General features: G+C 58.6%; 17 protein-coding genes. 4 read left to right on the top strand and 13 right to left on the bottom strand.

Annotated features, from left to right (window positions below; translation table 11 throughout):
• Nucleotides 1–17: 17 nt before the first annotated feature.
• The 9 genes from gltB to pilM form a co-directional block, all read right to left on the bottom strand.
• Nucleotides 18–4,466 carry a glutamate synthase large subunit gene (gene gltB / locus AC19YQ_RS05670; RefSeq protein ID WP_500594748.1) on the bottom strand — a complete coding sequence of 1,483 codons (4,449 nt, stop codon included), beginning with the start codon at nucleotides 4,464–4,466 and terminating at the stop codon, nucleotides 18–20.
• 332 nt (nucleotides 4,467–4,798) lie between these two features.
• Complete coding sequence (locus AC19YQ_RS05665; protein WP_219262182.1) at nucleotides 4,799–6,364, bottom strand: AAA family ATPase; 1,566 nt, start codon at nucleotides 6,362–6,364, stop codon at nucleotides 4,799–4,801.
• A 10-nt stretch (nucleotides 6,365–6,374) separates the two neighbouring features.
• Nucleotides 6,375–7,475: a 3-dehydroquinate synthase gene (gene aroB / locus AC19YQ_RS05660; protein WP_339474916.1), complete on the bottom strand. Its 1,101-nt coding sequence runs from the start codon at nucleotides 7,473–7,475 to the stop codon at nucleotides 6,375–6,377.
• A gap of 147 nt (nucleotides 7,476–7,622) precedes the next feature.
• Entirely contained in the window at nucleotides 7,623–8,141 is a 519-nt protein-coding gene (aroK, locus tag AC19YQ_RS05655) for a shikimate kinase AroK (RefSeq protein WP_133076751.1), read from the bottom strand.
• Between the two features lie 4 nt (nucleotides 8,142–8,145).
• Nucleotides 8,146–9,495: a type IV pilus secretin PilQ gene (locus tag AC19YQ_RS05650; protein WP_500594747.1), complete on the bottom strand. Its 1,350-nt coding sequence runs from the start codon at nucleotides 9,493–9,495 to the stop codon at nucleotides 8,146–8,148.
• A 12-nt stretch (nucleotides 9,496–9,507) separates the two neighbouring features.
• Complete coding sequence (locus AC19YQ_RS05645) at nucleotides 9,508–10,035, bottom strand: pilus assembly protein PilP (RefSeq protein WP_500594746.1); 528 nt, start codon at nucleotides 10,033–10,035, stop codon at nucleotides 9,508–9,510.
• A complete protein-coding gene (locus AC19YQ_RS05640) occupies nucleotides 10,032–10,652 on the bottom strand; it encodes a type IV pilus inner membrane component PilO (RefSeq protein ID WP_500594745.1) in 621 nt (206 codons plus the stop codon). Before AC19YQ_RS05640 ends, AC19YQ_RS05645 begins: the two co-directional genes overlap by 4 nt.
• The gene (locus AC19YQ_RS05635; protein WP_500594744.1) at nucleotides 10,652–11,218 is read right to left on the bottom strand and encodes a PilN domain-containing protein; all 567 of its coding nucleotides are present in this window, start codon (nucleotides 11,216–11,218) and stop codon (nucleotides 10,652–10,654) included. Before AC19YQ_RS05635 ends, AC19YQ_RS05640 begins: the two co-directional genes overlap by 1 nt.
• Nucleotides 11,218–12,180 (bottom strand): type IV pilus biogenesis protein PilM, encoded by a 963-nt coding sequence (gene pilM, locus AC19YQ_RS05630; protein ID WP_500594743.1) that lies wholly within the window; start codon nucleotides 12,178–12,180, stop codon nucleotides 11,218–11,220. Before pilM ends, AC19YQ_RS05635 begins: the two co-directional genes overlap by 1 nt.
• 206 nt (nucleotides 12,181–12,386) lie before the next feature.
• Between pilM and AC19YQ_RS05625 the strand changes: the two genes are divergently transcribed.
• Nucleotides 12,387–14,810: a penicillin-binding protein 1A gene (locus AC19YQ_RS05625; RefSeq protein ID WP_500594849.1), complete on the top strand. Its 2,424-nt coding sequence runs from the start codon at nucleotides 12,387–12,389 to the stop codon at nucleotides 14,808–14,810.
• A gap of 80 nt (nucleotides 14,811–14,890) precedes the next feature.
• On the opposite strand, the gene AC19YQ_RS05620 is transcribed toward AC19YQ_RS05625, so the two are convergent.
• The 4 genes from AC19YQ_RS05620 to rpmE all read right to left on the bottom strand — a co-directional run bounded on the left by AC19YQ_RS05620 (nucleotide 14,891) and on the right by rpmE (nucleotide 19,680).
• Nucleotides 14,891–16,921 carry a lipase family protein gene (locus AC19YQ_RS05620; protein WP_500594742.1) on the bottom strand — a complete coding sequence of 677 codons (2,031 nt, stop codon included), beginning with the start codon at nucleotides 16,919–16,921 and terminating at the stop codon, nucleotides 14,891–14,893.
• Between the two features lie 224 nt (nucleotides 16,922–17,145).
• Nucleotides 17,146–18,414: a malic enzyme-like NAD(P)-binding protein gene (locus tag AC19YQ_RS05615; RefSeq protein ID WP_019825268.1), complete on the bottom strand. Its 1,269-nt coding sequence runs from the start codon at nucleotides 18,412–18,414 to the stop codon at nucleotides 17,146–17,148.
• Nucleotides 18,415–18,595: 181 nt separating this feature from the next.
• The gene (locus tag AC19YQ_RS05610) at nucleotides 18,596–19,423 is read right to left on the bottom strand and encodes a thermonuclease family protein (protein ID WP_500594741.1); all 828 of its coding nucleotides are present in this window, start codon (nucleotides 19,421–19,423) and stop codon (nucleotides 18,596–18,598) included.
• 5 nt (nucleotides 19,424–19,428) lie between these two features.
• Nucleotides 19,429–19,680, bottom strand: a complete 252-nt coding sequence (rpmE, locus tag AC19YQ_RS05605; RefSeq protein WP_019825265.1) for a 50S ribosomal protein L31 — start codon at nucleotides 19,678–19,680, stop codon at nucleotides 19,429–19,431.
• A 219-nt stretch (nucleotides 19,681–19,899) separates the two neighbouring features.
• Between rpmE and AC19YQ_RS05600 the strand changes: the two genes are divergently transcribed.
• The 3 genes from AC19YQ_RS05600 (at nucleotide 19,900) to AC19YQ_RS05590 (ending at nucleotide 24,715) form a co-directional block, all read left to right on the top strand.
• Nucleotides 19,900–22,119 (top strand): primosomal protein N', encoded by a 2,220-nt coding sequence (locus tag AC19YQ_RS05600; protein WP_500594740.1) that lies wholly within the window; start codon nucleotides 19,900–19,902, stop codon nucleotides 22,117–22,119.
• Between the two features lie 165 nt (nucleotides 22,120–22,284).
• Nucleotides 22,285–24,021 carry an arginine--tRNA ligase gene (gene argS, locus AC19YQ_RS05595; RefSeq protein ID WP_326427549.1) on the top strand — a complete coding sequence of 579 codons (1,737 nt, stop codon included), beginning with the start codon at nucleotides 22,285–22,287 and terminating at the stop codon, nucleotides 24,019–24,021.
• A 1-nt stretch (nucleotide 24,022) separates the two neighbouring features.
• Nucleotides 24,023–24,715 carry an SPOR domain-containing protein gene (locus tag AC19YQ_RS05590; RefSeq protein ID WP_500594738.1) on the top strand — a complete coding sequence of 231 codons (693 nt, stop codon included), beginning with the start codon at nucleotides 24,023–24,025 and terminating at the stop codon, nucleotides 24,713–24,715.
• Nucleotides 24,716–24,836: the final 121 nt, after the last annotated feature.

The following is a 24,836-nucleotide window of genomic DNA, read 5'->3' as shown; positions in this document are numbered from 1 at the left end:
AACTTTTCAGGCGCATATCACTGCGGGTTGGCACGGATGCTGGAAAGCAACGATTTCAAGCTGGCAGCCTTGGGCTTGACCATCCAGAAACGACGCAGGTAATCATCGAGGTTTTCCGAGAGGTTGCGACCCCACTCGCTGTTGGTTTCCTCAACGTATTCGTCCAGCACGTGTTGCAGGTGATTGCGGTAGGCCTCCATCGCTTCACCACTGATCCGCTGGATTTCCACCAGCTCGTGGTTAACCTTGTCGACGAAGGTGTTGTCCTGATCCAGCACGTAGGCGAAACCGCCGGTCATGCCCGAGCCGAAGTTGTAACCGGTTTTGCCCAGTACGCAGACGAAACCGCCGGTCATGTATTCGCAGCAGTGATCGCCCGTGCCTTCAACCACGGTGTGAGCACCGGAGTTGCGCACTGCAAAACGCTCGCCCGCCGTACCCGCAGCAAACAGCTTGCCGCCGGTTGCGCCATACAGGCAGGTGTTGCCGACAATGGCGCTGTCCTGAGTTTTGTAGATGCTGCCTGCAGGCGGCACTATCACCAGCTTGCCGCCGGTCATGCCTTTGCCCACGTAGTCGTTGGCATCGCCTTGCAGGTACATGTGCAAACCACCGGCATTCCACACACCAAAGCTCTGACCTGCAGTGCCTTTGAAGCGGAAGGTGATCGGCGCTTTGGCCATGCCCTGGTTGCCGTGGGCACGGGCAATTTCACCCGAGATACGGGCACCGATCGAACGGTCGCAGTTGCAGATGTCGAGGTCGAACTCGGCACCGCTCATGTCGTTGATCGCTGAAGTGGCCAGTTCGACCATCTTCTCGGCCAGCAGGCCTTTGTCGAACGGAGGGTTGCGGTCGACCTGGCAGAACTGGGGTTTGTCCGCCGGAATGTGATCGCTGCCCAACAGTGGCGTGAGGTCCAGGTTGTGCTGCTTGGCGGTCTCGCCCTGCAGGATTTCCAGCAGGTCGGTACGGCCGATCAGCTCTTCGAGGGTGCGCACACCCAGCTTGGCCAGCCACTCGCGGGTTTCTTCGGCCACGTAGGTGAAGAAGTTGACCACCATGTCGACGGTGCCGATGTAGTGATTTTTACGCAGCGATTCGTTTTGGGTCGCAACGCCGGTGGCGCAGTTGTTGAGGTGGCAAATACGCAGGTATTTGCAGCCCAGTGCGATCATCGGTGCAGTACCGAAGCCAAAACTCTCAGCGCCCAGGATCGCAGCCTTGATCACGTCCAGACCGGTTTTCAGGCCGCCGTCGGTTTGTACCCGCACTTTGCCGCGCAGGTCGTTGCCGCGCAGGGTCTGGTGGGTTTCAGCCAGGCCCAGCTCCCACGGAGCGCCCGCGTACTTGATGGAGGTCAGCGGTGATGCACCGGTGCCGCCGTCATAGCCGGAGATGGTGATCAGGTCGGCATAGGCCTTGGCCACGCCTGCGGCGATGGTGCCTACGCCTGCTTCTGCTACCAGCTTCACCGATACCAGCGCTTTCGGATTGACTTGTTTCAAGTCAAAGATCAACTGCGACAAATCTTCGATGGAATAGATGTCGTGGTGCGGCGGTGGCGAAATCAGGGTGACGCCCGGTACGGCGTAGCGCAGTTTGGCGATCAGGCCGTTGACCTTGCCGCCCGGCAGTTGCCCGCCCTCGCCCGGTTTGGCGCCTTGGGCAACCTTGATTTGCAGCACTTCGGCGTTGACCAGGTATTCCGGGGTCACACCGAAACGGCCAGTGGCCACTTGCTTGATTTTGGAGCTTTTGATGGTGCCGTAACGAGCCGGGTCTTCGCCGCCTTCACCGGAGTTGGAGCGTGCGCCCAAACGGTTCATGGCTTCAGCCAGGGCTTCGTGGGCCTCTGGTGACAGGGCGCCCAGGGAGATACCGGCCGAGTCGAAACGCTTGAGAATCGAGTTCAGCGGTTCGATGTCGTCGATGGCCAGCGGCGTGTCGAGGGTCTTGACCTGGAACAGGTCGCGGATCATCGACACCGGACGCTTGTCGACCAGCGCGGTGTATTCCTTGAACTTGCTGTAGTCACCCTGCTGCACAGCGGCTTGCAGGGTAGCGACCACGTCCGGGTTGTAGGCGTGGTATTCGCCACCGTGCACGTACTTGAGCAGACCGCCTTGCTGGATCGGCTTGCGCGCACTCCAGGCCTCGGCTGCCAGCAGCTTTTGCTCGGCTTCAAGGTCGACGAAGCGTGCGCCCTTGATGCGGCTTGGCACGCCACGGAAGCTCAGATCGCAGATTTCTTCGGACAGGCCGATGGCTTCGAACAACTGCGCACCGCGGTACGAAGCAATGGTCGAGATACCCATCTTCGACAGGATTTTAAGCAAGCCTTTGGTGATGCCCTTGCGGTAGTTCTTGAACACCTCATAGAGGTCGCCCAGCACTTCACCGGTACGGATCAAGTCACCCAGCACTTCGTAAGCCAGGAACGGATAGACCGCCGAGGCACCGAAGCCGATCAGCACCGCAAAGTGATGCGGGTCACGGGCAGTAGCGGTTTCAACCAGGATATTGCTGTCGCAGCGCAGGCCTTTTTCGGTCAAGCGGTGATGCACGGCGCCCACAGCCAACGAGGCGTGAACCGGCAACTTGCCCGGTGCGATATGACGGTCACTCAGAACGATCTGAGTACGACCGGCGCGCGCGGCTTCTTCTGCCTGATCGGCGATATTGCGCACGGCCGCTTCAAGACCCACGCTCTCGTCGTAGTTGAGGTCGATGATCTGACGCTCAAAGCCCGGCAGGTCGAGGTTCATCAGCGAACGCCATTTGGCAGGCGAGATCACGGGCGAACTGAGGATCACACGGGAAGCGTGCTCCGGGGATTCCTGGAAAATGTTGCGCTCGGCACCGAGGCAGATTTCCAGCGACATGACGATGGCTTCACGCAGCGGGTCGATCGGCGGGTTAGTCACCTGCGCGAACTGCTGGCGGAAGTAGTCGTACGGCGTGCGAACACGCTGGGACAGCACGGCCATTGGCGTGTCGTCACCCATCGAGCCTACGGCTTCGTAGCCTTGCTCGCCCAACGGACGCAGCACCTGGTCGCGCTCTTCGAACGTCACCTGGTACATCTTCATGTATTGCTTGAGCTGATCAACGTCGTAGAACGCCGAACCGTGGTCGTTGTCTTCCATGGTCGCCTGAATGCGCAGGGCATTCTTGCGCAGCCACTGTTTGTACGGGTGGCGCGACTTCAAGCGGTTGTCGATGGAATCGGTGTCCAGCACCTGACCGGTTTCGGTGTCCACGGCCAGGATCTGGCCCGGACCGACACGGCCTTTGGCGATCACGTCTTCTGGCTTGTAGTCCCACACGCCGATTTCAGAAGCGATGGTGATATAGCCGTTGGTGGTGGTCACCCAGCGCGCAGGGCGCAGACCGTTGCGGTCGAGCAGGCAGACAGCATAACGACCGTCGGTCATCACTACGCCAGCCGGACCGTCCCACGGTTCCATGTGCATGGAGTTGTACTCATAGAACGCCCGCAGGTCGGGGTCCATGGTTTCAACGTTCTGCCACGCCGGTGGAATCAGCATGCGCACGCCACGGAACAGATCGATACCGCCGGTGACCATCAGCTCCAGCATGTTGTCCATGCTCGAGGAGTCAGAACCCACGCGGTTAACCAGCGGGCCGAGCTCGTCGAGGTCGCCGATCAGGTCGTTGGCGAACTTGGTGCGACGGGCCTGCGCCCAGTTGCGGTTGCCAGTGATGGTGTTGATCTCGCCGTTGTGGGCGAGAAAGCGGAATGGCTGGGCCAGCGGCCATTTCGGCAGGGTGTTGGTGGAGAAACGCTGGTGGAACACGCAGATGGCGGTTTGCAGGCGTTCATCGCTCAGGTCTGGATAGAAGGCGGTGAGGTCCGCCGGCATCATCAGGCCTTTATAAATGATGGTCTTGTGGGAAAAGCTGCAGATGTAGTGATCGGTGTCAGCGGCGTTGCTCACCGATGAACGGCGACGGGCGCTGAACAGTTTGATCGCCATGTCCTGATCGCTCAGGTTTTCGCCAGCGATGAACACTTGCTCGATCTGCGGCAAACGTTCCAATGCCAGACGGCCCAGAACGCTGGTATCGATCGGCACCTTGCGCCAGCCCACCAATTGCAGGCCCGCCGCGAGGATTTCGCGGTTCATGTTGTTGCGGGCCGCTTCAGCCTTGATCGGGTCCTGGTTGAAAAACACCATGCCGACGGCGTATTGCTTGGGCAAATCTGCGCCGAACTGTTCTTTGGCGGTTGCACGCAAGAACAGGTCAGGCTTTTGAATCAGCAGGCCACAACCGTCACCGGTCTTGCCATCTGCGTTGATCCCACCGCGGTGGGTCATGCAGGTCAGGGCTTCAATGGCGGTTTGCAGGAGGGTATGACTAGGCTCGCCCTGCATATGGGCAATCAGGCCGAAACCACAGTTATCCTTGAATTCATCGGGGTGGTACAGACCTGCTTTCATAGACACTTTCTCACCAGGCTGCCCCAAAAAGGGGCAAATTTCTTTTAATTCAACCACTTGCTCCCCGCGCTGAACGTACGCCAGCTTGGCAGGGGCAAAAGGGTGGTCATTCTACACACCGTCACATAGGCCCACAAATTTAACGGCGATTAACCGTAAGTTCGTGTCGCATTTATGAAAGGTTTAAAGCGATTGCTCGTGCTAGTCAAAACATTTTTGATGTCGACTGCTGCGCGGCGCAGACACCACAAGGCACACGGCTTGATAAGCCCGTATGCACAAGCAGGAATTTGATGTGCTAGAACGGCGACCTGGGTAAGGTCGCCGGATCATCAGCGAGCTGTAGCCAGCTCTTTTTGGACGCTGGCGACAGTGCGAGGCCAAGGTTTACCAGCCTGTGTCTTCGCTGGCAAGTTCTTGATTGCCGCGGTGGCTGCGGCATGGCTTGGGAAATTGCCGTAGGTGACGACGTACAGCGGCTTGCCGTTCAAGGACTTTTTGAAATAGCGAGCATCGCCGCCCAGTTCTTTAGCGACATTTTGCGCAGACGCTTCAGAGCTGGTGCCGACGATCTGCACCACATAGTTGTTGGCTGGCTGGCTGGAGTACCAGCTGCCGCCCGGTGCGGCCTTGGCAACAACGACCGGCTTCTCGACTGGCTTGACCACCGGCTTGGCTGCCGGGGCTGGGGCCGGAGCAGGCTTGGCGACAGGGGCAGGCGCTGGCTTGGCCGTCGCCACGGTTGGCGCCGGAGTCGCCACTGGCGCAGGGCCCGACGGCACGCCAACCGGTGGCGCTGTGGTGGTGACGGTTGGCGGCGAAGCTACACCGCCGTCGACCGCAGGCACACCGCCATCGTCGCCCTCAGGCATATCACCGGCCGCTTCGGCCAACGGACCACGCATCACCGGTTGGGATTGCCCCACCAGCGGCAATGGCATCGGCTGCGAAGAGCCAGCGAAATCAACAGACGGCTTGGCGCCGCCATTTGGAGCGGCCTGCCCCAGTTGTGTTTGTTCGGCACCCGGCGCGACTGGCGCCTTGCCACGGCCAGGAATCAATACAGCAGCAGCGACAGCCACTACCACTACTGCACCAATGGCCAATACGTGTTTCTTCGGCATCTTGAACCCCATACTTGGACGCTTGACCGCTGAGCGGCTGGCAATCATGGCTTCGATCATTGCATCGCGGGCGACCTGGTTGATAGTGCCAGGCCAGCCTTCGGAGCTCTCGTGTATATCTGAGATCTGCTGAGCGCTAAAGAGTTCGATTCCCGCCCCAGCACCTTCGAGGCGCTGAGCCAGATACTCACGGGTTTCATCGAGGGTATACGGCTGCAATTCGATGACATGAAAACGTTCTTCATCCGGGCTCAACTGCTCCAGCCCGGCAATCATTGACGGCTCACCGAACAGGAACACATGCGGACGGCCTTCCGGCGCTCCCGCAGCCAGCGCCAGCAATGCTTCCAGTGCCGACTCGTCCAGCTGCTCGGCGTCATCGACCAACAAGTAGACTTCTTGTCCGGTCAGTGCCAATTGCACGACTTGCGCCAGAATGGAGCCGACATCGGGGCGTGCAACATTCAGGGTCTGTGCCACCTGGTGCAGAATGCCAGCCGCATCGCCAGCACCCCGCGCAGAAACCACCACACTCTGCACAGACTGTTTGTTGGTGCTCGCGACCAGCGCCTGGCGCAGCAAGGTTTTACCGCTGCCCTCAGGCCCGGTAACCACCAGCAACAACTGGCTGTAGCGGGCAAGGTGATGCAACTGCCCCAGCACCGGCTTGCGCTGGGCAGGGAAAAACTTGAAGCCCGGCACCCGTGGCGCAAAAGGGTCGTGGTTGAGCTGGAAGTGACCGAGGAACGCCTCGTCGGCATGCAAACTAGTCATCGGGATCTTATTAACCTTTAAGCTGAGCCAGCGCGCGGTAATCCGCACCCAGCGTGGCTTGGAGAACCTCTTGTGGATAATCGTCAGTCACTGTGGCTTCGCCCAGACGACGCAACAGCACCAGCCGCATGCGGCCGTCGATCACTTTCTTGTCAACCGCCATGTGCTGCATGAAGTCGGCTGGCGTCATTTCGCCGGGCGGCACTACTGGCAAACCGGCGCGCTGAAAAATTCGAATGCCGCGATCACGCTCTGCATGGCTGATCCAGCCCAGGCGGGCGGACATTTCCAGAGCCATTACGGTGCCAGCGGCTACCGCTTCACCATGTAACCATACGCCGTAGCCCATATGAGTTTCTATGGCATGGCCAAAGGTGTGACCGAGGTTGAGGGTGGCACGTACCCCCGTTTCGCGTTCATCGGCACCCACCACTTCAGCCTTGGCGGCGCACGAACGCTGGATCGCAGCGGTCAGGGCGACCTGATCCAGCGCACGCAACGCGTCCATGTTGTCCTCAAGCCAGGTGAGGAACGGCTCATCGCAAATCAGGCCGTACTTGATGACTTCTGCCAGCCCTGCAGACAATTCGCGGGCCGGGAGAGTGTTGAGGGTCTGGGTGTCGATCAGCACCAGATTGGGCTGATAAAAAGCACCGATCATGTTCTTGCCCAGCGGGTGGTTGATCCCGGTTTTGCCGCCCACCGACGAATCGACCTGGGACAGCAAGGTGGTCGGCACCTGGATGAAATCAACACCGCGCTGGTAACAGGCAGCGGCAAAACCCGCCATGTCACCCACCACGCCACCGCCCAGGGCAATCACCGTGGTGCGCCGATCGTGGCGAGCCGTGAGCAGGCCGCTGAAAATCAGCTGCAGGGTTTCCCAGTTTTTGAATGATTCGCCATCGGGCAGGACAATCGGCACTACCGAATACTGCGCGAGGCTGCGCGTCAGGCGCTCAAGATAGAGGGGGGCGACCGTTGTATTGGTCACAATGGCCACTTGGCGACCCGCGATATGGGGGGCCAGCAACTGCGGCTGATCCAACAAACCTTCGCCAATATGAATCGGGTAGCTACGCTCGCCTAGATCAACCTTCAGTGTCTGCATGAATCCCCGCGTTGAAACAGGTCACCGGCGACCTGCTTCGCAATTATCAAGTGATGGTCGCCTCTTTTCTGACACGACCCGATAGCCTTTGCTGGCGCCGAGGATAGCGCATTTCGTACCGCACTTTAATGGTCCAGCACAGCGGTCTTACCGAGGAGCAAGCTGCGCCAGTCGCTCGAGAATATCCAGAACCACCATGCGAGGCGGCCGCTCATCGGTTTCGACCACCAGATCAGCGATTTCCCTATAGAGAGGATCGCGAATGGCCAGCAAGTCGCGCAGGATTTTTTCCGGGTTTGCGTTGCGTAGCAAAGGCCGATTGCGGTCACGTGAGGTACGCGCAACCTGCTGCTCGATGGAAGCATGCAAGTAAACCACTCGTCCGCCATTGCGCAACGCCTGGCGGTTTTCCGCACGCATGACTGCACCACCACCGGTCGCCAGCACGATGCCATTTTCATGACACAGTTCGACAATCATGGCCGTTTCACGGTCGCGAAAGCCGGGCTCACCTTCTTTGTCGAAGATCCACGGGATATTGGCACCCGTGCGCACTTCAATTTCCTTATCGGAATCTTTGAACGGCAGGTGCAACTCTTTGGCCAGCAAACGTCCGATGGTGCTTTTTCCAGCCCCCATTGGCCCAACAAGAATCAAATTTCTCACAGAATCAATGACTCACAGCAATCGCCTGGTTGTTCATGATACGCGGAGTCAGGAACACCAGCAGTTCGGATTTTTTTTCCAGGACAACGTCTCTACGGAAAAGTCGGCCAACATACGGCAGATCTCCTAAAAATGGCACTTTATCTACTACTTTGCTCTGAGTATTTGAGAACACTCCCCCAATCACGATGGTTTCACCGTCCCTGACCAGCACCTTGGCCCGGACCTCATTCTTCTTGATTGGCGGCACATCATGGACCCGGTTCATGTAATCGGGCTCGTCCTTGGTTACGACGACCTCCATGATGACGCTGTTGTCAGAGGTTATTTGCGGTGTCACCTCCAGGGACAACGAGGCCTCCTTGAACGATACCGATGTGGCACCGCTTGAGCTGGACTCTTGATAGGGAATTTCGGTGCCCTTGAGGATTTTGGCGGTTTCCTTGTCGGAGGTAACTACTTTGGGCTGAGAGATGATTTCACCGTTGCCGGTTTTTTCCATGGCTGCCAGCTCCAGGTCCAACAACACATTGTTGGTGATAAAGGCGATGCCCAGCCCTGAGGTATTACCCGAAACACCCAGGTCCACAAAGGGCGCACTCAGACCGCCGGGCACTGCCCCTGATGCAGGCGCGCGGGTAATACCGCCCGCACTCCAGTGGCCTTCGTTGCGCAGGGTGCCACCCCAGCGAACCCCCAGGCTTTTCTCATAGTCCACACCCGCCTCAACAATTCGGGCTTCGATCATCACCTGACGTACCGGCACATCCAGCTGAGCCACGAGGCGGCGCAACTCCTCCAGCCGCTCACCAGACTCAAAGGCAATGATGTTATTGGTGCGCTCATCCACGGCGATGGTGCCCTGCCCGTCAACGTCGGGCTGAGCACCGGTCACTGACTGGAACAATTTGGCAATATCTGCAGCCTTGGCGTAATTGACCTGCACCAGCTCTCTACGCAAAGGCGCAAGGCGGGCCAGTTGATTGCGGGCCTCAAGCTCATGACGCTCGCGAGCCGCGATGTCTTCAGAGGGCGCGATCAACAGCACATTACCCTCAAGGCGCTTGCCCAGGTCCTTGCTTTTAAGCACCAGGTCCAGCGCCTGATCCCACGGTACGTCCTGCAGGTTCAGGGTAATGCTGCCCTGTACGGCGTCGCTGACCACCACATTGAACCCCGTGAAATCTGCCAGTAGCTGAAGCACTGCGCGCACTTCGACCTCCTGAAAGTTCAGGGACATTGTGTCGCCGACATACGAAGGGGGGGTGACTGTGGCCTGGGCAGCCGCCAGCGTTGACTGCGAATTCAGCGCACTCCATAGCGCCAGTACGCAGACCGGTAAAATCCTTTTCATGGTGTTTATCCGTTAAGAGTGTTGCTTTAAAGGAATCGTCAGGGACCTTTCCAACCAGCCGCCCCGACCATCGGAAATCACTTCAAACACTTCAACCTGGGCCACGTCCACCGAGGCAATCTGGCCATTGTGACGCCCCAGGTAATCACCGACTTTCAAACGATGAATGACACCGTTGAGCCGTAGCAATGCGTTGGTTTCCAGATCATTGGACAGCGTCCCGACCATTTCGAATTGCTCAAGATCGAAGCCTTCCAGAAACTGCCGTACCCGGTCACCGTCAAGCTCGTCACCGACGAGGCTGACCTGCCAATTGCCAGCTCCGCCCCCGGGCACGGCCTGAAAAGGATTGCGCAGCGTCAACGCGTCATAGGTGAACACGTGCGCTGCATTGATTTCGGGAAGCGGCTCAATGGCCTCACCCGGGTGCACCTGAGCGGTCTGCAAATACGTTTGCAGCTCAACGGTACCCTGCGGGCCATCGCACCCCGCCAGGGTCGCCAGCAATCCAGCGCCAAACAATCGAAAACAGACACTCATGGGATCAGTCCTTGATCGTGGGTGCGGTAGGCCCTGGCCAGCAGCGTCATGCGTAACTGGCCGTTACCTGAGCCGTTGAGCGGCGCAAGTGCGAAATCATGAAGGGTGACTATGCGTGGCAGGCTCGCCATGGCGCTGACGAAGAGCCCCAACTCGTGGTATCCCCCGGCGAGAGTCATCTGCAGGGGCAGTTCGGCATAGAACGGCTGAAGGACTTCGGGTAACCACTGAATATGCTCGACCACCAGGCCGTTGAGGTGGCTCAGTCGTGAAATCTCATCCAGCAAACCGGGCACTTGCGCCTGGGCAGGGAGTTGTTCGAGCAACACGCCAAAGGCGGCTTCCAGCCCTTGCATTTGCTTCAAGTAGGCATCCAGGTTCGCAACCTGGGCAACCCTGGATTCAAATTCGGTCTTAAGTCTGGCTTGAGCTTCATGCTGCAGTTGCAACCGGCCAAACGAGGGCTGCAACAGCAACGGATACCCCAGCGCCAGGATCATGCCCAACCATGCCAGCGCCACGAGGTTTTGGCGTTTTGGCGACCAGACTCCCGGATGCCCGAGGTCCAGCTCCCGAAGGTCAAAACTGCGCAGGCTGTGTAGCCACTGCGCAGCCATCACAACGCCCCCGCAGCGGGTGTATGCCGGGCCTCGCGCACCGTCAGTTGAAACTGACGCTCTGGCCCGCCGACATGGGCAGGATCGGCCCTGACGTCATTGAGCTCGGGCGTTTCCAGCCAGTGTGAAGCATCCAGATTGCGCATCAATTGCGCGACGAGATTGTTGGACTGGGCAACTCCCGTAATGACAATTGTGCCCTCGGTCATTTTCACGTCAGTGAAATGGACGCCTTCGGGCAAGCTGCGCGCCAATTGCTCCAGAATAATCCCGCTGCTCGATCGGCTGCTCTGCAGCGCCCCGATTGTTTGCATACGCTCAAGCAATTGCTCGCGGCGTACTTTCAACTGATCGATTTGCTCCGCACGGCCGTCCAGCTGGAACGTGGCACTGCGGATCAAGTCATTGCGCTCCAACTGCTGCTCTACCAGATTGTCGATAAACTGATCAGCAGCAAACAACCCGGCCACTGTTCCCACCGACAGGACTGCCAGCACCATCAAAAACCGCTTGCGCCGCTTTTCACGCAACAAAGCGCGCCAGGGCAACAAATTGATTCTCGCCATTAATCAAACCCCCTCAAGGCCAGACCGCAGGCAGTCAACAACACAGGAGCATCGCAGAGCAAGGCCTCAGGTGCGAGCTTAGGCTCAAGGTTCATGGTCAAAAAGGGGTTGGCGGCGCGTGTCGGCCTACCGAGCCGGGATTCAACCCACTGACTCAGCCCCGGAGTCGTTGCCGCCTCGCCGGCCAATATGATCATGTCGATCGTGCCTTCAACGCCGGACTGAAAAAACAGCTCCAGCCCGCGCTCCAGATGCCCGGACACCCTGTTTTCGAACCCGTGCGCCTCTGTGTCTCCGTGCTCAGGGAGCAACTCGCGGTAGTAAACAACCTGCCCCTGGTACACAACGCTCAACAGCGCTGCATGGGTTGCAAGGTCGAGCACTGCCACTGCACCTTGCAGCGCCATGCCCGCTGTCATTGCCTCAACCCCGCACGCCAGGGCATGGGCCTGGACAGCAACCACCCGGGGGCTCAGGCCGGCGCCGGTCAAGACCGAACGATGCCACTCAAGAACCTCTTGGCGACACGCCGCCATCTGCACGCGGACCCGTCCGGGATGGGTCGATGAAACGTCTTGAACCTCGAAATCAAGCGCCACGTCATCCAGCGCATAAGGAATGTATTGCTCCGCTTCCAGTCGTACATGAAGTTCAAGCTCGACTTCATTCAAACCCGCCTCGATCTCCAGGGTTTTGCAGATGACTTGCCCATCAGGCATCCCGACAATCGCATCACGGGTCACAACGGCAGCTTTTTCCAGCGCCCTGAGGAGCACTTGAACGACACTTTTGGACTCGGCGCCTGTCTGAAGTTCCGTAAGCCCGGCTGGCAACGGTTCTATGGCATAACCCTGGAGCTTGAGCCGGCCCTTGGAGCGGCTCAGTTCGACGATCTTGATTGCTTGCTGGCTGATATCAACGCCGAGACAGCGTTGGCGTGTTCTGGGAAGAAATCCGGGCACTTTTGTTTTCCCTAATGCAATCCGTAACTTACGGAGGGTAAAAAATGAGATCCGTTCAAAACCTGTTCTGACATGCGGCTCATGACGCCCATGAGCGAAAAATGCTTATAATGCCGGGCGTTTTTTTCCGTATCGTCGACCCGGCGCAGCTGCGCACTACCCTGACGTGCAAACCCATTTCTTAATCTGGAAATCCAAAAGCCTTGATTCGTCTGCTGAAGTTTTTCGGGTGGTCTTTCGTTGCTGTGTTCTGCGGGCTGTTGCTCGTGTTGAGCGGCGCGTTTCTCTATCTTAGTCCTGGCTTGCCGTCCGTAGAGTCGTTGAGAAGCATCCAGTTGCAGATTCCTTTGCGGGTCTACACCAGCGACGGAAAGTTGATCGCAGAGTTTGGCGAAATGCGCCGCTCTCCAATCAAGTTCGCCGACATTCCCCCCAATTTCATCAATGCCCTGCTCTCTGCAGAAGATGACAACTTCGCCAATCATTACGGGGTTGATCCCAGTAGCCTGATGCGTGCCGCTACCCAACTGGTAAAAAGCGGACACATACAATCAGGTGGCAGCACCATCACCATGCAGGTGGCGAAGAACTATTTCCTGTCCAGCGAGCGCAGCTTTTCGCGCAAAACCAACGAGATCCTGCTGGCACTGGAAATCGAACGCGAACTGACCAAGGACGAAATCCTTGAGCTGTATGTGAACAAGATTTACCTGGGCAACCGCGCTTACGGCATCGAAGCCGCTGCGCAGGTTTACTACGGCAAGTCGATCCGCGACCTGAGCCTGGCGCAGATGGCCATGATTGCCGGCCTGCCCAAGGCCCCTTCGCGCTTTAATCCACTGGCCAATTCGGTACGCAGCAAAGAGCGCCGCGACTGGATCCTGGGCCGCATGTACAAGCTGGGCAAGATTGATCAGGCCAGCTACGAAGCTGCTGTCGCAGAGCCCGTAAACGCCAGCTACCACGTGCCAACCCCGGAAGTGAGCGCGCCTTACATCGCTGAAATGGCCCGGGCCGAAATGGTCGGACGCTATGGTAGCGAGGCTTACACCGAAGGTTTCCGCGTCACAACAACGGTGCCAAGCGACCTTCAGGAGCTCGCCAACACTGCAGTTCACGAAGGTCTGATTGCCTATGACCAGCGCCACGGCTATCGAGGCCCCGAGTCGCGCCTGCCGGGCAAGACCCTGGCCGTCTGGACTCAAGAGCTGGCCAAGCAACGGGCAATCAGCGGCCTGGAGCCTGCAATCGTGACCCAGGTCGACAAGGACGGCCTGCAAGTATTGACCCGCACCGGCGAAGTTCACGTTTCCTGGAACACCATGAAATGGGCACGCAAGTTCCTCAATACCAACAGCATGGGCCCAATGCCCAAGCAGCCTTCGGATGTCGCTCAGGTCGGCGACCTGATTCGCGTGCAGCCGCAGACCGATGGCAGCTACAAGTTCAGCCAGGTGCCCACCGTACAAGGTGCGCTGGTATCCCTGGACCCGAACAACGGCGCTATCCGCTCATTGGTGGGTGGCTTTGCCTTCGAGCAGAGCAACTACAACCGTGCGATGCAAGCCAAACGCCAGCCAGGTTCAAGCTTCAAGCCTTTCATTTACAGCGCCGCGCTGGATAACGGCTACACCGCCGCCACTCTGGTGAACGATGCACCGATCGTGTTTGTAGACGAGTACCTGGACAAGGTCTGGCGTCCAAAGAACGACACCAACACTTTCCTTGGCCCGATTCGCGTGCGAGAGGCCCTGTACAAATCTCGCAACCTGGTCTCGATCCGCTTGCTGCAAAGCCTGGGTGTCGACCGCACCGTCGACTACATCAGCAAGTTTGGCTTCAACAAGCAGGACCTGCCGCGCAACCTGTCGCTGGCCTTGGGTACTGCAACCCTGACGCCTATAGAGATCGCTACCGGCTGGAGCACGTTCGCCAACGGTGGTTACAAAATCACGCCGTATCTGATCGACAAGATCGAAAGCCGCAACGCCGAGACCCTGTTCGTGGCCAACCCGCCAAGCGTGCCCAAAGCCGCAGGCAAGGATGTGCCGCCAGAAGCTGCAGCGCTGACCATCGACACCATCAATGCAGCACCCGGGCTGCCTACCGTCGAGACGCAAGCGGTGGCCGAACGCATTGTTGACGGCCGCACCACTTACATCCTCACCAGCATGCTGCAGGACGTGATCAAGCTCGGTACTGGTCGCCGTGCCCTGGCGCTGGGACGCACCGACCTGGCGGGTAAAACCGGTACGACCAACGAGTCCAAGGATGCATGGTTCTCAGGCTACAACGCCGATTACGTGACCACCGTATGGACCGGCTTTGACCAACCTGAAAGCCTCGGCCGCCGGGAATATGGTGGCACCGTAGCCCTGCCGATCTGGATGACCTACATGGGTGGCGCGCTCAAGGGCAAGCCGGCTCATACGTTGCCTGAACCCGAAGGCATCCTCAGCTTGCGGATTGACCCGTTAAGTGGCCGTATCGCTTCCCCTGGAACGCCAGGCGCCTACTTTGAGCTGTTCAAGAGCGAAGATACGCCGCCGACCAACAGCGAACTGGGCAACAGCGTAGCGCCTGGCAGCCCGCTGCCGGCAGATGATGGGGCTCCAATAGATCTCTTCTGACCAAGAGAGCGGCGAGCGCTTGGCTACAAGTTCCAGGTGAAGAGCGGTTGTTCACTTGTAGCTTGTAGCTTGTAGCTTGCTCAAGCGAGCATGTACTTCAAGGGACCAGTCCCGTCGAGCATCTCAGCTACTGGCGCCATGGCCAGCTGATCGATACGGGTACTTTCGGCGTGTGCCTCCCAGCGCGCCAGGCTTTCGGCCAGGACATCGCAGTGCTGCGCGAACCCTCCATATACATCTCTGCTGCTGGGCACCCCGAACCTCAACTGGTATAGCCCCTCGCGGGTTTTCTGGACGTTGCCCATCTCGCGCATCAACAGATTCATGACTCGTACCTGCTGCTCAAATACACCGTCGGCCCGCGTCATTACCTCACGGTAGTGAGCCCGCAGTTGTTGGGCGACGTGTTCGAGTGCCTGATCCACAAACAGTACTTCACGCTCCGTCACCAGCGAGCAATGTGCATTCAGCGCTTGCTGGCTTCGACGCAGAACCGCCCAACTGCTCGGAATGTAACTGTCGACCATGAACTGCTGGCCAACGTCGACCCGTTGCTTGAGCAGTCCATCGGCTTCTGGCACGCCACTTTTTTGCTCAAGCACGGCGTGGCTCACAGCATGCTGGGTGACGGTATCGCTCAACGGCCCACACATCACATGCGACACCTGCCCCTGACCAAACTCCACCGGCATGAAGTGACGCAAGGTTCCGTGATGCTGATAAGGCTCCCCAAGCAATTGGCTCAGGCCTGCCACAAACACCCCAAAACCTGCAGGCACATTCGTAAAGCTGAGCACCGAACCTGCGCGATAATCCGATAACGGGCTGTTCATCCAGCTTCCAGGGACACTGGGGATCGGGTCGTGATGGTTGACCATGCGCTGATGCACCAGCCCACTGGCTGCATTGACGAAGGCCCCATCTGCTGCACGAGGAGCTCCATAGGTGTAGAGCTGCACGTCGCAAGCCCGGCGCAAACGCAGCATTTGCGCAAGGATCAAACCAATTGCCCCTCCCTGGCTGTGACCACAGACCAGTACTTTTTGCCCCGCATGGAATTTATCCAGATAAGCATCAACAAGCTCAAACGCCTGCCGTGCAGCTTCGTAAAAACCGCCATGCACCTTGCCCTCGCCTTCTTCAAACGGCACTTGAGGGGCATCGGCATCCTGCAAGAGGTCGGACCAGGAGCAGGTGCCTCGAACAGCTATCAAAATGACTTTGTCGTTATGGGTCACAAAGGTTTGTGCGCTTGTACCTTTTGATCCAAAACGAATATCACCGCGAAAATGCACAGTGGCCGGGGTCTGCTGATCCGCCCCGCCAAGAGGGTTATTGACCGGATACAGCACAGGGTCAAAAGGTACAATTTCCAGTCGCCTGGAGTACGCCACCTCTTCATACAGCGGGTAATAGGACTTGGCCTGCTCCGGGCTGACCTGCCAGTCCCCCATGCTCAACTCCGCACAGGGCGTGGTCACTCGCGACTTGCCCGTGGCGTGTTCGAAAGGACAATTGCTCAGCGTGGCCATCAATGCCAACTGGTAAAGGTTCAACGCGCAAAACTGCGAATCGGTAGACAGCAACGGGCACAAGGCTCGCAAGGGCCGAACTTCCAGCAAGGCATGACGACCGACAGCCAGGGATACCCCAAGTGGGCCGCGTTCAAGGGGATGGTGACAATCGACCATAGGCGGCAAGTGCGAAACATGCTCGACAAGGTGTCGGACTTCAACCTGGAAGTAATCGGTACAGGCATCCATAGGTAGCGGCTTATGCTGCGTGCGGGCGCCGTTTTTATTGAGGTATCGGGTGTGCTCGGCCCTGACCTGAAGCTCGGTAATCTTGAGGGGGTAATGCTTGCGATCGATTAGCCGCGAATACACATCGTTGCGACCGCTGTATAGCTGCCTGAACGTGATGGCAACCGGCTCTACAAGATGATTGCCAACCTCACCGCCTCCAGTGGCATCCAGATGGCCGCTGTGCTTCTTTCCTTCCCTGTCTACGAGTTCATAGGCCAACCCTGCATAGGGCTCGCCTGCGCCTCGCTCGTCAATCAATTGAAAACTGGTCCTGCTATTACGCTTCTGACGTGAGGGCGTGAACATCCGTGATTCCTATAGGCACAGAGGGCAAACTTCAGAAAAAAGCACCCTTAAAATAAAGGAGTGACGCTAACGGATGATCGCGGGACTTTATGTAAGAAAGATCCTATTTTTTATGTGGAATAATCCCGTATTCCTACGAGTTGGTTAAATAATCCCACCCTGCAAAAACTAAAAAGCCCCGACGCTTTGCAGCGCCGGGGCTTGAGTTGACACGCTACACGGGTTTAGCCGTTGAAGACGTCATCAACGCTTTTGAGCGGGTAGTTCTTCGGGTATGGCAGGGTTGCAACACCGGTCTCGATAGCCGCTTTGGCAACTGCGTCGGAGATCAGGGTGATCAGGCGCACGTCCATTGGTTTCGGGATGATGTACTCACGACCGAATTCCAGCTTGATGCCGCCGTAGGCGTCACACACTTCTTGTGGCACTGGCAGTTTGGCCAGTTCACGAAGCGCATTGGCCGCTGCGATTTTCATTTCTTCGTTGATGCGCTTGGCGCGAACGTCCAGAGCACCACGGAAGATGAACGGGAAACCCAGTACGTTGTTGACCTGGTTCGGGTAGTCCGAACGACCGGTGGCCATGATCACGTCGTCACGGGTGGCATGAGCCAGTTCCGGCGAGATTTCCGGATCAGGGTTCGAGCACGCGAACACGATCGGGTTAGGTGCCATGCGCAGCAAGTCTTCAGCGCTCAGCAGGTTCGGACCCGACAGGCCAACGAACACGTCTGCGCCGTTCATGGCGTCAGCCAGGGTGCGCTTCTCGGTTGCGTGGGCGAATACCGCCTTGTACTGGTTCAGATCGTCACGGCCGGAGTGGATCACACCGGTGCGGTCGATCATGTAGATGTTTTCGATGGTTGCACCCATGCTCACCAGCAACTTCATGCAGGAGATGGCTGCTGCACCGGCGCCCAGGCAAACGATCTTGGCGTCAGACAGGGTCTTGCCAGCGATTTCCAGGGCGTTGATCATGCCGGCCGCGGTCACGATAGCGGTGCCGTGCTGGTCATCGTGGAATACAGGAATATCGCACTGCTCGATCAGAGCACGTTCGATCTCAAAGCACTCAGGTGCCTTGATGTCTTCGAGGTTGATGCCGCCGAAGGTGATGGAGATGCGTTTTACGGTGTCGATGAAAGCCTGTGGGCTCTCGGAGTCAACTTCGATATCGAATACATCGATACCGGCAAAGCGCTTGAACAACACGCCTTTGCCTTCCATAACAGGCTTGGAGGCCAATGGGCCGAGGTTACCCAAGCCCAGAATAGCGGTGCCATCGGAAATCACGGCTACCAGGTTGCCTTTGCCAGTGTATTTGTAGGCAAGTTCAGGGTCGCGGGCGATTTCGCGTACTGGTTCGGCTACACCCGGGCTGTAAGCCAGCGCTAGATCGCGGGCTGTAGCGGTAGGTTTGGTGAGCTCGACACTCAGTTTCCCTGGACGGGGCTGGGCATGGTATTCGAGAGCGGCGGTTTTCAAATCAGACATGTGGGCATTCCGCTTTTTTGCTGTTGGACAGACGAATCGCCGAGCATACGCGTGTCGCAAAGTCCCGACAAGACTGACCAGTCAGCAGTGTCAAGGGCTTTGCCTTACGACTTTGGCCCAAGAGCCGCGCCCCATAAGGGCTAGAGTGTTCACAATCTATATTAAAAATTGTCTACAATTTTTAATGCACTGCCACTTTCAGCATCCCCGGATGAGTCAAAGACAACATCCAGCGCGCCTGCCCTTCCTTTAACCCGCCTCGACGCGAACGATCCAGCACCCAGCCTCTGGCCTCGACCTGTGTACCTTGCAGGCCAGCAAGGGTTTTCTGATCGAAATTGGCCAACTGATTGGGTGCAATATGCAGCACCAAACCACCCTGCATATCGATCCAAAGCCCCCCACGATTGCGCTGCACCTTGTCGACCTTGCCGCCCACCAGAGCAAAGCCTGAACGGCTGATTTGCTGCGGCGCCAGCACCGGCGATTGCCGCCAAAGCCCCAAGCCTGCTGCCCGGGCACTGCGCTCAGCCGCTTGCTGACAATCGAGCAGTGCGACATTGGGCGCTATCGCCACCTGATATCCAAGGCCATCTGCCAGCAGCTGGGCTTCAAGATTGCTGCCATCAGCACCAAACACATGGGCCAGGGTACGACCATAACGGTCCTGGGCCTGCGTACCCGCCAACAGCCCGACCCGGCCATCGCTGCGCGCAACCAGCGCTTGCAGGCGTTTGTGGGCTGCGTCAGCAAAAGGCTCGGCGGACTGGCCTTTTTTACCTGTTTCCGGAGCATTGATGCCGATCATGCGCACGCTGCGACCATCCTTCAGACGCAGGGTGTCGCCGTCGGACACGCGCTCTACCAACGCGTAGGAAACAGCGCCAGGGGCCGGGCAAAGCGGCGCAGCCCAAGCGCCGGAAAACCAAATCGCAGGCATAAAAAAGGCGCCCGCAAGGGACGCCTTTTTCAATAACCTGACCAGACCCGAAAGGCTGCTCAAGGTCATCAGCCTTACTCGGCTGCTTTTTCTGCTTCTGCTGCTGGAGCTGCTGCTTTAGCGCCGAAAGCACCAAAACGAGTCTTGAAGCGATCAACACGACCGCCAATGTCCAGAGTCTTCTGCTTACCGGTGTAGAACGGGTGGCACTCGTTGCATACGTCAGTGCCCAGTGGCTTGCACAGGTTCGAACGAGTTTCGAACTTGTTGCCGCAGCTGCAAGTTACCAGGATTGTTTCGTACGCTGGATGGATATCGGCTTTCATGGGGTATTCCTCGGGCTAGCGTGCCGCCACTCAACACCATTGTTGAATACCGCACGTAAAATTAGGGCGCCGATAATACCAGACCTTTGCATTGACGCAAGCGGCCAAGCATGCTCCATCAAAAATCATTCATCTTTCAGCACCTGGCCTTTTAGTCCCGCAGGGCTTTGTCTGCTAGGCTCCGGGCCATCTTTGCCGTTCATCACTTGAGAGCCCCGCGTGCCCGACGCCATTTTGCGCCTTGCCCTGCCTTCCCCCCTGCGCCGACTGTTTGATTACCGGGCGCCTGCTGGCGTGCTGCGCAGTCAACTCCAGCCGGGCATGCGCCTGCGGGTGCCGTTTGGGCGACGCGAGATGATCGGCATCCTGGTCGAAGTGGTCGATCACAGCGAAGTCCCGGCCGACAAGCTCAAACCGGCGATTGCTCTGCTCGACGCCGTGCCGCCGCTGCCGGCTTCCTTATTTAAGCTGTGCCTGTGGACGTCCCAGTATTACCAGCACAGCCTGGGCGACACCCTGAGCTGGGCGCTGCCGGTTTTGCTGCGCCAGGGTGAACTGGCCGAGACTCGCCAGGAGCGTTTCTGGCAGATAGCCCCCGGCGCCCGAATGGACGATCCGCGCATCGCCCGCGCACCGCGCCAGCGTGAAGCACTGGCCACGCTTGCCCAACACCCCCACGGTGTGGCGCATCAACTATTGAGCAAGCTGATGCTGAGCAAAGACAGCCTCGACCTGCTGCTGGCCAAAGAACTGGTGACCGTTGAAGTGCGCCGGCACGCACCCAGCGAGCGTCACGAACATTGGCTGGCCCAGCCCGAGCTACCGCTCAACAGCGAGCAACGGGCGGCCTACGAAGCGATTCGCGCAGGTTTTGACCACTTCCATGCCTTCTTGCTGGCCGGAGTGACCGGCAGCGGCAAGACCGAAGTGTATTTGCAGTTGATCCGCGAGACTCTGCAGGCGGGCAAGCAGGCACTGGTGTTGATCCCCGAAATCAACCTTGGTCCGCAAACCCTGGCCCGTTTCGAGCAACGCTTCAATGCGCGCATCGCCCTAGTGCATTCGGCGGTCAACGACCGTGAGCGCCTTGAAAGCTGGCTGGCGGCACGGGATGGCGAGGCCGACATTATTATTGGCACTCGTTCTGCGCTGTTCACCCCGATGAAAAACCCCGGGCTGATCATCATCGACGAAGAGCATGACGGCTCTTATAAACAGCAGGAAGGTTTGCGCTATCACGCCCGAGACCTGGCGCTGGTTCGAGCTCGGCAGGAAAACATTACCATCGTGCTGGGCTCCGCGACACCTTCTCTTGAAAGCCTGCACAACGCCTACACCGGTCGTTATGGCCTGCTGCGGTTGAATGAGCGCGCTGGCGGGGCCAAACAACCGCGCTTCCTGCGTCTTGATGTGAAAAGCCGCCCGCTGGACAGCGGGATATCCGGCCCGATGCAACAAGCCATCGGTCAGACTCTCGCTGCCGGCCAACAAGTCCTGGTGTTTCTGAACCGCCGCGGCTTTGCCCCCACACTGTTATGCCATGACTGCGGCTGGATGTCGGAGTGCCAACGCTGCGATGCGCGCATGACCGTTCATCAGCGCTCCGGCGAACTGCGCTGCCACCACTGCGGCTACGTCGAGCGCGTTCCACGCAATTGCCCGCAATGCGGCAAGGTTGATTTACGCCCGGTAGGCGCAGGGACTGAGCGCGCTGAAGAGCGGCTGGGGATTTTGTTCCCCGACTACCCCGTGCTGCGGGTCGATCGCGACAGCACCTCGCGCAAAGACGCGATGAACCAGTTGTTTGCCACCATTCAAAAGGGTCAACCGTGCATTTTGATCGGCACGCAAATGCTCGCAAAAGGCCATCACTTCCCACGGGTGACGCTGGTCTCGATTCTGGATGCCGATGGCGGCCTGTTCTCCGGTGATTTTCGCGCCAGCGAGCGCATGGCCCAACTCATCGTTCAAGTCGCAGGCCGTGCGGGCCGCGCCGAAGAGCCGGGCAAGGTAATCATCCAGACCCATCTGGCCGACCATCCGTTGTTGATCCAGCTCACTGAGCAGGGCTATTTTGCCTTTGCCGAACAGGCTTTGAGCGAGCGTCGGGCTGCGGGGCTGCCACCTTTCGCGCATTTGGCGCTGCTGCGTGCCGAAGCCCACAAACCCGGACAGGCGGAAGGTTTTCTGGATGAGGCCTGCACCGAGGCTGAACGCCTGCTGGCCGAATTGAACCTGGGCGGCATCGAACTGCTCGGTCCGGTGCCCGCACCGATGGAACGCCGCGCGGGGCGCTACCGCGCCCAGTTGTTACTGCAAGCCAACGCCAGGGGGCCGCTGCATCGATTGCTGAGCCAATGGCTGCTGGCCCTTGAACAAATGCCCAGCGGTCGCCAGGTTCGCTGGTCTCTGGATGTGGATCCGGTAGACCTTTATTGAGTGACCTCATGACACCCGCTCCCACCGTTTTGCGGTAATAACCGAACACCGCAGATCCATAACCCGCCTGCTATGGTTGGCAAGGCCGACCCGGCAACGGATAATGCCCAGTTTTTCCACCTGCGCACTGAAGCGCTACCGCGCTTGCGGTCGAAAGAGAAGACCATGAAAGACACCATTCGCCAGCTGATTCAACAAGCCCTAGCTCAACTCGTCACAGAAGGTGTGTTGCCTGAAGGCCTGACGCCAGCGATTCAGGTGGAAAACGCCCGTGACAAAACCCACGGCGACTTCGCCAGCAATATCGCCATGATGCTGGCCAAGCCTGCGGGCATGAAGCCCCGTGATCTGGCTGAAAAAATCATCGCCGCACTGCCGGCCGATGAGCAAATCAGCAAGACCGAAATTGCAGGCCCCGGCTTCCTGAACTTCTTCCAGAACACCCAGGCCCTGGCCTCGCGCCTGGACGCAGCCCTGGCCGATCCAAAAATCGGCGTGCGCAAAGCCACTCCAGCCATGCGCACCGTGGTCGATATGTCGGCGCCCAACCTGGCCAAAGAGATGCACGTGGGCCACTTGCGCTCCACCATCATTGGCGACGGCGTGGCCCGCGTGCTGGAGTTCCTGGGCGACGACGTGATTCGTCAAAACCACGTAGGCGACTGGGGCACCCAGTTCGGCATGCTGATGGCCTACCTGGAAGAAAACCCGATCACCAGCGACGAGCTGAGTGACCTGGAGAACTTCTACCGCGCCGCCAAGAAACGTTTTGACGAGTCGCCGGAATTTGCCGATCGCGCCCGTAGCCTGGTGGTCAAACTCCAAGCCGGCGATCCGGACTGCCTGGCGCTGTGGACCAAGTTCAAGGACATCTCGCTGTCGCACTGCCAGAAAATCTACGAGCAGTTGAACGTAAAATTGACCATGGCCGACGTGATGGGCGAAAGCGCCTACAACGACGACCTGATCAACGTAGTTAACGACCTCAAGGCCAAAGGCATGCTGGTCGAGAGCAATGGCGCCCAGTGCGTATTCCTCGACGAGTTCAAAAATGCCGACGGCGAGCCCCTGCCGGTCATCATCGTCAAAGCAGACGGTGGCTATCTGTACGCGACTACCGACCTGGCAGCCATCCGCTATCGCAGCGGCGTATTGAAAGCTGATCGCGCCCTGTACTTCGTCGACCAGCGTCAGGCCCTGCACTTCCAGCAAGTGTTTGCCGTAGCCCGCAAGGCCGGTTTCATCACCCATCCGATGGAAATGGAGCACATGGGCTTCGGCACCATGAACGGCGCTGATGGCCGTCCATTCAAGACCCGTGATGGCGGTACGGTCAAACTGATCGACCTGCTCAACGAAGCCAAAGAGCGCGCCTACACGCTGGTCAAAGAGAAAAACCCGGAGCTGGCGGAAGACGAACTGCGCGCCATCGCCAAAGTTGTCGGGATTGGCGCCGTGAAATACGCGGACCTGTCCAAGCACCGCACCAGTGACTACAGCTTCAACTTCGACCTGATGTTGAACTTTGAAGGCAATACCGCACCTTACCTGCTGTATGCCTACACCCGTGTCGCGGGCGTATTCCGTAAGCTGGGCAAGGGCTTCGAAGAGGTTCAGGGTCAGATCGTGCTTGAAGCTGCGCAAGAGCATGAACTGGCAGCCAAGCTGGCACAGTTCGGTGAAGTGTTGAACAACGTTGCTGAAAAAGGCACCCCGCACACCCTCTGCACCTACCTGTACGAAGTAGCCGGGCTTTTCTCCAGCTTCTACGAGAACTGCCCGATCCTGAGCGCAGAAAACGAAGCGCAAAAACAAAGCCGCTTGCGCCTGGCTGCTCTGGCGGGCCGTACCCTAAAGCAAGGCCTGGAACTGCTGGGTCTGGAAACTCTGGAGCGCATGTAAGTTGGCCGCCAAGAAAAAACCTGCACCCAAGCGCGGCGCCAGTCGGTACCAGGCACCGGCTAAAAAGCCGATTCCGGGCTGGCTATGGATGGCCATCGGCCTGACCGTTGGCGCATTTATCGTGTTTTTGATGAAGCTTGAGCCCGGCCAGGGCGACGACGTCAAACGGGTCAAGCAAGAGCAGGTCAAAGCCACGAAAGCGGCGGAAGCCAACAAGACTGCGCCTAACCCGACCCAGCCGGCCAAACCCAAGTACGACTTCTACACCCTGCTGCCCGAGTCTGAAGTGATCGTGCCGCCAGAAGCCGTACCCGAGAAGACCCTGCCAACGCCGCAAACCGCGCCGCTGGCACCGGTCACGCCGGCTGAAGCTGCAAAAATCGACACCGCCCGCGCCCAGGCAGCCCTGAGCGGTATTACACCGCCTCCTGCGCCGCCTGTCGTAAAAGCGGCGCCGGTCACCAAGTTCTTCCTGCAAGCGGGCTCGTTCCGCAAACAGGCCGATGCTGAAAAGGTACGGGCGCAAATCATCCTGCTGGGCCAGACCGCTACGGTTGAGGCCGGTACGGTAAAAGACGAAACCTGGTACCGGGTGCTGGTCGGTCCGTTCAGCAACCGCGATCAATTGACCGTGGCCCAAAAGCAATTGGCGGGCGGCGGATTCAACAACTTGCTACTGCAACAACGACGCTGACAGCAACCGCTCCCACGGGGTTCCACTACACCCTGTGGGAGCGGGCTTGCTCGCGATGCAGGCGACCCGGAGTGTCAGGGTAATCGCGGTGATGCCATCGCGAGCAAGCCCGCTCCCACAC

The sequence above is a fragment of the Pseudomonas sp. MF06569 genome, from assembly GCF_059862735.1.
The sequence above is the reverse complement of the archived record's forward strand: the minus strand, read 5'-3'. Positions and strand labels throughout refer to the sequence as shown.